Raw genomic sequence first — 11,993 nt, forward strand, 5'->3', positions numbered from 1 at the left:
CATGTCAAACGCTATGAAAAAAGAAATGGCAACGCCGCAAACCGCAAAGAACATTTTGGCCATTGAAAATCTGGACAAGAGTTTTGGTTCGGTCAAAATCCTCAAAGACATCAATGTGGCCATTGAGCCGGGTGACTTTCTGGTGCTGGTCGGTCCATCGGGTTGTGGCAAATCCACCCTACTCAACTGCATCGCAGGGTTGGAATCGTCCACAAATGGTGACATCCGCATTGGCGGACGCTCCATGACGGGCGTTTCGCCCAAAGATCGGGACATCGCCATGGTGTTCCAGTCCTACGCGCTTTACCCCACAATGACCGTGGGCAAAAACATCACCTTCGGCATGAAGGTGCGCGGCGTCGCGGAGCAGGAACAACAGCGCAAGCTCGACGAAGTGGCAAAATTGCTGCAAATCGATCATTTGCTTAACCGCAAACCCTCGCAGCTTTCTGGGGGCCAGCGTCAACGTGTGGCCATGGGCCGAGCCCTTGTGCGCGACCCACAGCTCTTCCTGTTCGACGAGCCCTTGTCCAACTTGGACGCGAAACTGCGGGTGGAAATGCGCACAGAGATCAAACGGCTGCACCAGACCTTGGGCGCGTCCATCGTCTATGTGACCCACGATCAGATTGAGGCGATGACATTGGCCACGAAAATTGTGGTGATGAAGGATGGCGTCATCCAGCAAGCTGGAACGCCGAACGAGATCTACAATCAGCCCGCCAACATGTTTGTGGCTGACTTTATGGGCTCGCCGTCGATGAACCTCATTCCAGCCAGCGCAGAAAAACAAGGCGACGCCACAAAGATTTCAATTACACGCCCCGATATGGAGGACATCGTCCTTGATTTTGACCGTGAAATTGAAGGGCTGAAGAGCGGCAAAAAATCGGTCATTCTCGGGTTGCGCCCCGAAAACATCACCGATTCCACCAACCAACACATCACCAAGGGGCAAATTGCCGACTGTCGTGTTGATGTGGTGGAACCCGCTGGGTCCGACACATTTGTGGTCACCAATCTCGCAGGCAAACAGGTCACAGCGCGTTTGAACGCAGACGCCACGATTATTGCAGGTGAAACAGCAAGTTTTGCTTTCGACTTGTCAAAGGCATCCGTCTTTGAACCCGAAACCGGTGCGCGCATCGCTTAGGTGCGCACACCCACTCTTCCTTCCTCGCCGGGTGCTTATTCAATTAATGCCCGGCATTTTTTTGTCCAGCATTCGTGGCGATTTTCACGAACAACGGCAAAATAGCAATCAACAAACTGATGCGGAACAAATGGTGCAACGCCACAAAGGCAGGATCAAACCCCAGCGCCAACCCGATCGCCGCCATCGCTTCCACGCCCCCAGGCGCATAGGCCACCCAGATTTGCGCCAAGGGCAAACCTGAAGCCGCGCTGGCCGCAAAGGCAAACAGCGCTGACACAGCGGCAGCCACAGCAACGCTTGCAAATGCGGCCCCCAGATTTTTGACCAAGTCGTGCAACGCAATATTGGAAAACCGGGCGCCGCTGGCCGCGCCGACCAAGGCAAAGCCCAAAAAGATCACCATTGCCGGCGGCAACCCATGCGCCCATTCCGCCATATGCGCAATAGCACTCACCACCATGCCCCCCAGCAAAAACGGCGCCGGAAAATGCAGGCGGCCAAACACAAGCCCGAGCAGAATGCCCAAAAGGGTCAACAACCCCAGCATGGTCCAACTCAACACCTGATCCGCATTTGCGCCACCAGAGCCATCAGCACCCATAAAACTCACCAGCAATGGCAAAAATGCCGCCAACATCAGCAGGCGCATTGATTGCAAGCAAATGACGGTGGTGCTGTCGCCTTTGCCTTCAGCCGCCATGGCCAAAGCCAGCGAAAGCGTGCCGGGCGCACTCGCCAACAACGCTGTCGTTGCCGACTGCCGCCAATAACGGGTCAGCAGCCATGAGCTGGCTAACATCGACACCACAATTGAAATTGAGAGCAAGCCCAAGCTAAATGCATATTCCCCCGCATCGCCAAGCATATCGCGGGTAAAGCCTGACCCAAGCGACAAACCAATCACCAGCAAACCGGCGTCACGAAACCGATCTGGCAATGAAAGCCGCACCCCGCCCCAGCCAAGTGCTGCGGTGGCCAACATCGCCCCCAACAGAGGTGCGGCGGGCAAATTCAGCGCAACCGCCAACCCCGCCCCCAACGCGCCAACGGCCAATGTTTTGATGGGCAAAATAAACGGCTTGAATGAGGTGTAGGTGATCAAATCAGTCCCCTGCTCGAGCGAGAAGTTCTTGGGTACATAGCAGATATTGATGTCCTTAAGCTGACTTGTAGCTGACATCAAGCTGACTTTCAGCAAAAGGACTTGGCCAAACCCCATTCAAGCGTATGATAAGCCCATGCGCATATTGGTGGTGGAAGACAATCAAGATCTGGCTGAAACAATTGTTGAGCGACTGCAGGATGAAGGTCATGTCGTCGACCTTGAAACCAATGGTGAAACCGCCGACCTGTTGCTCAAACATGCACAATTCGATCTGGTTATTCTCGATGTAAACCTCCCCGACAAATCCGGGTTTGAGATTTTAAAATCCATGCGCGCCGGGCAAGTGGATATTCCCGTTTTGGTGCTCACTGCACGATCACAAATCGAAGACCGCGTCTTGGGCCTTGATGCCGGGGCAGATGATTTTATGGTCAAACCGTTCGATTTCCGCGAATTGGGCGCGCGCGTCCGCGTGCTCGGTCGCCGCAGCGCGGGCACCGCCATCAATGAGTTTGTGGCGGACAATTTCACCTATGACCGCCTCGCCCGCCGCGCCTATGTGAACGGCAAAGACATGGACCTCAAAAACAAAGAGGTGCAATTGATGGAGATCTTTCTCAGCCATTTGGGCAGCGTGCTGAGCAAAGAAGATGTGGCGGACAAACTTTATACCTATGAGGAAGCCCCAAGCCTCAATGCCGTGGAACAACATGTAACGCGTTTGCGCAAAAAGCTTGAAGATACCCCGCTGATCATCAAAACTGTCCGCGGACTTGGCTATATGGTGTATGTGAATGAGCATTAGAGCAGGCGCACATTATTCCCTGCGCCGCCGGTTGATGACGGCGATGGGTGTCGGCTTTGCCCTCCTTTTGGTGATTATCTCCATTTTCCTGATCGGCTTTACCCGCAATGCGGCCAACAAAAGCTACGACTTGCTGTTGGCCGGGGCGGCCTTATCAATTTTGGAAAAAGTGTCTTACGCCGACGAGGAAATCGCCATCGACCTGCCGCACTCGGCCCTCGACATTCTCAGCCTCGCGCCGCAAGACCGGGTATTTTATAGTCTCACAACTGAAGATGGCACCTTGTTGACCGGCAACCCCAAACTGGCCGAAATCGCCGAAAATGAGAAAAATGCCGCACCAGCCTTCAGCGATCAGGAATTTTTGGACACCCGTGTCCGCGTTGTGCAGCAAAGCCGAAGCATCATCACGCCCAATGCACGCAAATGGGTCACAATCACCATCGCCCAAACCACGATTGCCCGCGACAATCATGCCTTCTCCCTGTTTCTAGCGGGCCTGACAGGTGTCGCGATGATCTCGCTCATCGGGCTGGCCTTTGTTTGGTTTGCCATCCGCAAAGCCCTGCAGCCTTTGGCAAAGATCGAGCAGAACCTATCAAAGCGCGAACCCACGGATTTAACCGAACTCAGCTTGCAACCGCCGCGCGAAGTGGTGGGGCTGATCAACGCCATCAATGGCTTTATGGCCCGCCTCGAGCAAGCAAGGCAGCAAAGCGAAGCATTTATGGCCGATGTGGCGCACCAAACCCGCACCTCCCTTTCCGCGCTGCAAGGGCATTTATCTCTTGCCGCCGACGCCAAAGACCAAACCCAAATGCGCCGTCGCCTGAAGCGAGCGGAAGACCAAGCCGCCCGCGCCACGCGCTTGACCAATCAATTGCTCTCCCACGCCATGGTCATTCACAGGGCTGAAAACCAGGCCATGAGCGAATTTGACCTCAAAAAACTGGTCCGAGATTTGATCACCGATATGTTGCGCGACACCAGCTTGCGCGAGGTTAATCTGACCCTTGATGATGCCAGCGTGGACAATGACGAAGCGATGATTTATGGCGACCAGATATCCATAAATGAAGCGCTCAAAAATCTCATCGAAAATGCCATTCGACATGGGCCGGAGAAAAACGAAATCACGTTGCGCTTAACACCACAGGGGGAGGATCACATCGCCATTGAAGTGGAAGATGAAGGCCCCGGCATTCCCATTCACCAAAGGGAGACAGTTTTGCAACGCTTCAAATCTCTGGATATCAACGCGAAAGGCTCAGGCCTGGGCCTCGCCATCGTCAAGGAGGTGGTCGATGCTCACAGCGGCGAGTTGCAATTGCGGGAGAGCCCAAATGGCGGTCTTCTCGCGCGTATGATCTTTCAAGCGCAACGCCTTGCTGCCATCCTGTTGCTGGCGATTGTCGGCCTCGGTTCCTTTGCGCAACTACAGCCTGCCCGCGCCGACGCCACAGTGCTTGAAATATGGGGAGCAACTGATAAGTCCGCCTTCCAACCCGTTGTTGATGCCTTTATGGCCGCCAATCGCGGCGTCAGCGTCAAATACACAGAAATCCTAACCGCAGACCTTTATCGCCGCATACTCAACAATGATCCAGACACGCCGGATATCGTGATGAGTTCGGCGATGGACCTGCAAATTGATCTGGTTAACAAAGGCTTCGCGCAAGCAATCCCAGCGCAGGCGTTGCCCAACCTCAAATCATGGGCATCATGGCGATCAGAACTATTCGGCTACACTTTTGAACCGGCAGCCGTGATTTATCACAAGCCCACATTTGAAGGGCAGAGCCTGCCTGAAACCCATGCGGAAATGGCCAATTTCATTCGCGACAACGAAGATTTGCTGCGGGCGCAAATCGGGTATTACGATATTCGAAAATCTGGCGCGGGCTATCTGCTCGCCACGCAAGAAGCACGGCTGTCACAACAGTTTTTCCGCATCGCGGAAAGCTTGGGACGGGCCGGCGTACGCGTTTTTTGCTGCACCGGCAGCATGATAGAAGCCACGGCCCGGGGCGAACTGAAAATGAGCCTCAACGTGATCGGCTCATATGCGCTGAATGCCCTGGAAGATAATCCAGATTTGGGCGTGCATTTCTTTGACGATTTTAACCCGGTTATGTCGCGAACAGTGTTTGTCGCCAAAGCAGCCGACAATCGCGAATGGGCGCGGAATTTTGTGCAATTCCTGCTCTCCGACGCCGGGCAATCCGTGATTTCCGAACGGTCCGGCCTCCTGCCCATTTCAGAGAAATATTTGAGCATCAATCAAGCCAATAGGGACAATCTGCTCTCAATCGATTCTGGCCGCTTTGTGCCTATCCGGCTGTCGATCGGCCTGTTGACCTATCTCGATCAGATGAAACGCGAAAAGTTTTTGGAAAGCTGGCAACAAGCCGTGCAAAATATCGACTAGGACGCGGCCGCGATGAACGCATCAAATAAAGCGTTGCCGGGATGTTCTTCGCGACAAAACTTCTCCTGGTGCCATTGCACCCCGATGGCGAATTTTTGATCCGGTAATTCAATCGCCTCGATTATTCCATCATCAGAATAAGCGCCAATTACCACAGTATCGGGCACAGCAACCAATGCTTCGCGATGCAAACTATTGACCTCAATTGAGCGCGCTTTAGTGATCGTGGCCAATCTTGTCTCCGGCACAATATCCACTTCATGCCACAAATCGGCCCCATCATGTCTGCCAACATGCTCGGTCGTCACCAGATCAGGCGTCATCTTGGCGCCGCGAATACAGGCCAAAAGCTGCATACCGGCGCAGATACCCAACACTGGCTTGTCGCGCGCGAGAAATGCCTCCACCAACTGTAACTCCGATTGAAAACGGTCGCTTGCTGGCGACTTTGATGTCCAATCCTGTGCGTAGAAGTGATCGGGATAGGCAAACCGCCCGCCTGGGCACAAAAGGCCATCATAAATATCAGCTGCCTCAATCAATTGGCCTGGCGAAAAGAATAGTCCAACAGGTTGGCCGCCCGCCCGCACTATCGCCTCGACATAGTTTTTGCCCAACTCATAGCGGGTGCCGCCTTCACTCGTATTCTCATCCAACAAAATCGCAATTTTAGGCAGCATTCTCACTCCTCGCACACGGTCGACACAACGCAATTGTCTTGCAACCTAACGCACCCTATGGCACCAGTTGCCGCTATGACAAATTCAAATTTTGCGATCATCGGCGGTGGGCCAGCGGGTTTAGCAGCGGCAGAACTTTTGGCCCAACATGGCCACGATGTCACCATCTATGAGGCCATGCCCACCCCGGCCCGCAAATTTTTGATGGCAGGCAAATCTGGCCTAAACATCACCCACAATGAAGAATTTGACCAGTTCAAATCTCGCTATGGTCGCGCCAGAGCCGCCCTCGCGCCAGCACTTGACGATTTGATGCCCATGGATATTCGCCGCTGGGCCAATGAAATGGGAGCAGAAACATTTGTCGGCTCCTCTGGTCGCGTGTTCCCGAAGGCCATGAAAGCGTCACCATTGCTGCGCAATTGGCTGGGGCGGCTGAACGATTTAAACGTTACCCTTAAAACCCGACACCGCTGGGCCGGATTTGATGCCGACAAATTGGTGTTCAACACCCCCGAAGGTATAGTGAAAGCCCAGCACGACGGCACCATTCTCGCCCTCGGCGGCACCTCATGGCCCCGTTTGGGTGGCAACGGCGACTGGATTGAATATCTAAATCAGCTTGATATCGATATTGCGCCCTTCCAACCCGCCAATTGTGGATTTGTGGTGGAATGGAGTGACCATTTTAAAGAAAAGTTTGCGGGCGCGCCCATCAAATCCGTTGGGGCCACAAGCGATTTTGGCACCCAATTGGGCGAGTTTGTCATTACAAAGAATGGTGTTGAAGGCAGCCTGATCTACCACCACAGCGCCGCTTTACGCGACGCAATCGCGGAAAAAGGTAAGGCCGAATTGGTCCTTGATCTGGTCGCCGGCCAAACGGTGGAAAAGCTCATAACCAGACTGGAAAAACAAAAGCCCAAGCAAAGCCTGTCCAACCTGTTGCGCAAAGGCGCCAAACTCACCGGCGCGAAGGCCGCGCTTGTGCGCGAGGTGCAACCTGACGTCAGCAAACGCACGCCAGCAGAACTCGCACAATTGATCAAGGCACTGCCCTTACCAATCATCGCGCCCCAACCGATCACCCACGCCATTTCCAGCGCAGGCGGCGTGAAATGGGATGAAATGGATTCCAACTACATGCTCAGAAAGCGCCCCGGCCTTTTTGTAGCGGGTGAAATGATTGATTGGGAAGCGCCAACGGGTGGCTATCTGATCACCGCTTGCTTGGCCACGGGCCGCGCCGCGGCATCGGGGTTGATGCAATGGGCTATTCAGAAATAAACCGCTTTTGCATTTCCGCTTCTTGCAGCGACATCAGGGTTTGCGCGGTCGCCATATGGTCACCCATAATCTGATGTGCAGCTGCCGCATCGCCATCGCGCAGCGCCTGCACCAGATGCTCCTGATAGTCCCGGCCTCGCTGCCAAAGCTCGACATTCGGTGGGTTATATAATTTGCGATAAACCGTAAGATCCGCCAGCATGTTGGTCATAAAGTCGATCAAAAAACCCAGCAGCTTATTCTTGGACTGCGTGGCCAGCAAAGCGTGAAACCGCAGCGAGGCGATATGTTGCTCGCGCTCTTCATCCGCCGACTGGGCCGGCTCCGGATAGCTGGCAATATTGGCCTCAAGCTGGTCCAAAAACTCATCCGACAATTTGCCCGCGAGCGAAGCGGCCAATTGTGGCTCCAGCGTACAGCGCAGCTCATAAATGTCAGCAATGGTCAGATCTTGGAAATAGAAATAATTCCCCAGCAAGGCCCGCGCCCGCTGCTTGGACACTTCGTGCACGAAGCTGCCGCCACCAGGTCCGGTGCGGGTGCGCACCAAGCCCTGCGCCTCTAATATCCGCATGGCTTCACGGATGGTGCCTTTGGCCATGCCAAACTGCTCGATCATCTCCGGTTCGCTTGGCAGGCGATCACCCTTTTTAAGCCCTTTTTCCACCACCCAGTCTTTTATGGCTTCGGCTACGCGGACAGGCCGGCTCAGCCGTGGCTCATCCTTTGATTGGGTTGTGACAAGCGGCAAAGTGATCTTCTCCCATTTCGATTAGCGCCGGATCAGTGGTTTCGCAAATGTCAGTAGCATATATACAGCGCTTGGCAAACGGGCAGCCCTTTGGCGGGTTGAGCGGATCAGGCAATTCATCGGCCTTTTGCTTTGGCGCTTCCAGCGCCCGCCCCACCACTGGCGCACTATCCGCCAGCAATTTGGTGTAGGGGTGTTTGGCATGTTTGAAGATGGCATCGGCTGGCCCAACTTCCACAATCGCCCCAAAATACAAAACCATCACCCGATCACTCACCGCTTCCACAACTGCCAAATCATGGCTGATGAACAGGTAAGTGAGGCCAAACTCTTTCTTCAATTCCGCAAGCAGGTTCAAGACTTGCGCCTGCACCGACACATCCAGCGCGGACACAGGTTCATCTAAAATCAGGATACGGGCCGCCGCGGCCAAAGCCCGCGCAATGCCGATCCGCTGCGCCTGCCCACCGGAAAATTCGTGCGGATAGCGATCCAAAAACTCTTCCCGCAGATTGACCGAAGCAAAAATCTCGCTGATCCGCTTGCTCCGCTCGGCTTTGCCCATGCCATGCAACCGCTTTAACGGCGTTTCAATAATCTGACGGATGGTTTTACGCGGGTTCAGGCTAGAGATCGGGTCTTGAAACACATATTGGATCATCTGGCCAAACTCGCGGGGGTTGGCCTTGTCCTGCACTTTGCCCTCAATCTGAATGTCGCCTTCGCTGGGCGGCAACAGCCCCACCAGCATCCGCGCCAAGGTGGACTTACCACAGCCACTTTCACCCACAATGCCCAGCGTTTCACCATCACGCACATCAAAGCTCATGCCACGCACGGCCTTCACGCCCTGCCCTTTCGTGAACAGGGTTTTGCCTACCTCAAACGTCTTGGTGAGGTTTTTCACTTCAAGTGCATTCATGATGTCACCTCAGTTTGGCTAACCTTATCGGGAAATAGGCACCGCACGGCGCGGTCGCCATTTGGCTCTAGCTTGATCTCACCTTGCCTGCACACATCTTGCGCAAACTCGCACCGCGGCGCGAACGCACACCCTTGCGGCAACCGATCCACAGCAGGGGGCAACCCGGCAATGGCGTGCAATTCGCGCTTGCCGCCGCCCAATTCCGGCACACAAGCCATCAATCGTTTGGTATAAGGATGTTGCGGATCATCAAGAATAGCAGCTGTTGGCCCCTCTTCCACGATGCGCCCCGCATACATCACCGCGACGCGATCACACAATTGCGCCACCACGCCAAAATCGTGGGTGATGAAGACAATCGCCAAGTCACGCTCGCGCCGCAAATCATCCAGCAACGACAAGATTTGTGCTTGCACCGTCACATCCAGCGCCGTCGTCGGTTCATCCGCGATGATCACATCCGGCTCGTTGGCCAACGCCATGGCGATGGACACACGCTGGCGCATACCGCCAGACATTTCGTGCGGATAATTATCCACCCGCCGCGCCGCATTCGGAATGCGGACGGAATCGAGCAACTCAATTGCCCGCGCCCGCGCTTCTTTTTGCGGCATACGCCGGTGTGCCTGCATCGCCTCGATCAGTTGATCCCCAACCTTATAGAGCGGGTGCAGCGTGGACAGCGGGTCCTGGAAAATATAGGCCACACGGTCGCCGCGCAGCGCGCGCAATTCGTCGTAAGATGCGCCCACAAGATCATTGCCCTGAAAGCTAACCGCGCCGCCCACAATTTTGCCCGGCGGTGAGGCCACCAGCCCCATCACCGACAAGGCGGTGACCGATTTGCCAGAGCCAGACTCGCCGATAATGCCAAGGCACTCGCCCTTATTCACTTTAAGCGAAACGCCGCCCACCGCTTTATAAGTCCGGTCACCAACATGAAATTCGGTGCGCAGATCCTGCAGCGCCAACAAATCATCGCTCGCAACTGGCGGCGTCTCTTTGCGTTCCACAATTGTGGCAGGCAAAGGCCGCGACAGCGCGCCCGATTTCAAGCGCGGATCAATCGCATCCCGCACGCCATCGCCCAGTAGATTGATCGACATGACGATCAAAAAGATCATGATGCCCGGCACAATCGAGGTGTGTGGTGAGGTGATCAGTGCGGCGCGCGCCTCCCCAAGCATAGAGCCCAAATCCGCCTGTGGCGGTTGCGACCCAAGGCCGAGGAAGGACAGGCCCGCGGTTTCCAAAATCATCCACCCCACAGTGGTCGACATGGCAATCACAATCACCGGCAACACATTGGGCAAAATTTCAGACAATATGATCTGGATATTGCTCATGCCGCTCAGCCGCGCCGCATCGACAAACTCTTTGTTGGCCAACCCAACCGTGACGCCACGTATATTCCGCGCGAAAAACGGGATATTGACCGCAGCCACAGCGATCAAAGCGTTGATCAGCCCGGGCCCAAGCGCCGCCACAATCGCCAGCGCCAGCAGGATATAGGGAAAGGCCATCAGCATATCGACAAGCCGCATAATCACATTGTCCGTGCGACCACTCAAAAAGCCGGCGACAATCCCGATGGTCGAACCGATAAAGGCCGCGATTAAAGCTGCCGCTGCACCCACCGCCAGCGACAATCGCGTGCCCCACATCAAGCGGGAAAGCAGGTCGCGTCCCAAATGATCAGTGCCCAATAAATGGCCATCCGAGAAGGGCGGCATAAAGCGGTCCCCGGTCGCGGTGATGTCAGGATCGGGCAGCGGCAAAATCGGCGTCAACAGTGCCAGCAGCAAAATGAAAGTCAGCACGACAGCGCCAAGGCCTGCCAAACGGTTGCGGAATAATAGTTTGAGAAACTGGATCATGATTTGATCCTCGGATCGAGAAGAGACTGGGCCACATCAACAATAATGTTGAACAGCACGTAACAGGCCGCGACGAACACCACACCGCCTTGCACCAGCAAAATATCGCGTTTCAAAATCGCATCCACCAACATGCGGCCAATGCCAGGCCATTGGAAAACCATTTCAATATATACCGCGCCGGACAGCACAAACCCGGCTTGAATGCCGAGCACAGGAATGATGGTCACCATCGCTGATTTCAGCGCGTGCCCCAATATCACCTTGCGCTCGTGCACGCCCTTGGCGCGTGCGGTGCGGATATAGTCTTGCCGCAACACCTCAAGCATCGCCGAGCGCGACATTCGCGCTACGACACCTGTCGCCACCGCAGCCAAGGCCAATGCCGGCATCACCAAATGATTGAGCAGATCAGGCAAATCGCCGCCGCCATAAATGGCGTACATGCCCGAAACCGGGAACCAGCGCAGCCGCACCGCAAAAACCAAAATCATCACCATGCCCAAAAAGAAGGACGGAATTGAAATGCCGATCAACACGGTGAAGGTGATGGCTTTGTCGGCCCAGCCATACTGCCGGGCAGCGGAAATCACCCCGGCCAAAATGCCAAATATGGCGCAAAGCACAAAGCTGATGCCCGCCAAAATAAGCGTCGCGCTGAACCGATCGAGAATTTCATCCAGAACCGGCCGGTTCAATGAAAAGGAGCGCCCGAAATCACCAGTGAGCATATTGCCCAACCAAATGAAATAGCGCTGAAACAGGGGAGCATCCAGGCCAAGGTCTTTATTGATTTTTGCCACATTTTCCGGTGTCGCATAGGCGCCCAAAATTGCGGTCGCCGGATCACCGGGGATCATCGCCATGATCAAAAACACAATGAGCGTAATGCCGAATAAAACCGGAATGGCCGATATCAGCCTTTTGAGAATATAGGCAGCCATTATTCCCCCCTATCAAAGAAATTGGCGGACGTTAT

At 54.8% G+C, this 11,993-nt stretch carries 10 protein-coding genes; 4 read left to right on the forward strand and 6 right to left on the reverse strand.

Annotated elements, in window-relative coordinates; translation table 11 throughout:
* Nucleotide 1 precedes the first annotated feature (1 nt).
* Nucleotides 2–1,153 (forward strand): ABC transporter ATP-binding protein, encoded by a 1,152-nt coding sequence (locus G549_RS0108800; protein WP_425462132.1) that lies wholly within the window; start codon nt 2–4, stop codon nt 1,151–1,153.
* Between the two features lie 43 nt (nt 1,154–1,196).
* On the opposite strand, the gene G549_RS19665 is transcribed toward G549_RS0108800, so the two are convergent.
* On the reverse strand, nt 1,197–2,336 hold the full coding sequence (locus tag G549_RS19665) for an AbrB family transcriptional regulator (RefSeq protein WP_169449634.1): 1,140 nt from the start codon (nt 2,334–2,336) through the stop codon (nt 1,197–1,199).
* A gap of 58 nt (nt 2,337–2,394) precedes the next feature.
* On the opposite strand from G549_RS19665, the gene G549_RS0108810 reads away from it, so the two are divergent.
* Nucleotides 2,395–3,066, forward strand: coding sequence for a response regulator transcription factor (locus G549_RS0108810; RefSeq protein WP_027834714.1), 672 nt, complete (start codon nt 2,395–2,397; stop codon nt 3,064–3,066).
* A complete protein-coding gene (locus tag G549_RS0108815; protein ID WP_051213572.1) occupies nt 3,056–5,494 on the forward strand; it encodes a sensor histidine kinase in 2,439 nt (812 codons plus the stop codon). Before G549_RS0108810 ends, G549_RS0108815 begins: the two co-directional genes overlap by 11 nt.
* Here G549_RS0108815 and G549_RS0108820 read toward each other — a convergent pair.
* The gene (locus G549_RS0108820) at nt 5,491–6,174 is read right to left on the reverse strand and encodes a gamma-glutamyl-gamma-aminobutyrate hydrolase family protein (protein ID WP_036221789.1); all 684 of its coding nucleotides are present in this window, start codon (nt 6,172–6,174) and stop codon (nt 5,491–5,493) included. The two genes, G549_RS0108815 and G549_RS0108820, sit on opposite strands and share 4 nt — an antisense overlap.
* A gap of 75 nt (nt 6,175–6,249) precedes the next feature.
* Between G549_RS0108820 and G549_RS0108825 the strand changes: the two genes are divergently transcribed.
* A complete protein-coding gene (locus G549_RS0108825) occupies nt 6,250–7,461 on the forward strand; it encodes a TIGR03862 family flavoprotein (RefSeq protein WP_027834717.1) in 1,212 nt (403 codons plus the stop codon).
* Here G549_RS0108825 and G549_RS0108830 read toward each other — a convergent pair.
* Genes G549_RS0108830 through G549_RS0108845 form a run of 4 tightly spaced genes read right to left on the reverse strand, consistent with a single transcriptional unit; the run spans nt 7,448 to nt 11,958 of the window.
* Entirely contained in the window at nt 7,448–8,212 is a 765-nt protein-coding gene (locus G549_RS0108830; protein WP_051213573.1) for a FadR/GntR family transcriptional regulator, read from the reverse strand. The genes G549_RS0108825 and G549_RS0108830 overlap by 14 nt on opposite strands.
* On the reverse strand, nt 8,181–9,134 hold the full coding sequence (locus G549_RS0108835; protein WP_027834719.1) for an ABC transporter ATP-binding protein: 954 nt from the start codon (nt 9,132–9,134) through the stop codon (nt 8,181–8,183). The genes G549_RS0108830 and G549_RS0108835 overlap by 32 nt, the downstream gene beginning before the upstream one ends.
* Nucleotides 9,131–11,014, reverse strand: coding sequence for a dipeptide/oligopeptide/nickel ABC transporter permease/ATP-binding protein (locus G549_RS0108840; RefSeq protein WP_210162412.1), 1,884 nt, complete (start codon nt 11,012–11,014; stop codon nt 9,131–9,133). The genes G549_RS0108835 and G549_RS0108840 overlap by 4 nt, the downstream gene beginning before the upstream one ends.
* Nucleotides 11,011–11,958: an ABC transporter permease gene (locus G549_RS0108845; RefSeq protein ID WP_027834721.1), complete on the reverse strand. Its 948-nt coding sequence runs from the start codon at nt 11,956–11,958 to the stop codon at nt 11,011–11,013. The genes G549_RS0108840 and G549_RS0108845 overlap by 4 nt, the downstream gene beginning before the upstream one ends.
* Nucleotides 11,959–11,993: the final 35 nt, after the last annotated feature.

The sequence above is a fragment of the Maritalea myrionectae DSM 19524 genome (assembly GCF_000423365.1).
In the GTDB taxonomy this organism is placed as follows: Bacteria; Pseudomonadota; Alphaproteobacteria; order Rhizobiales; family Devosiaceae; genus Maritalea; species Maritalea myrionectae.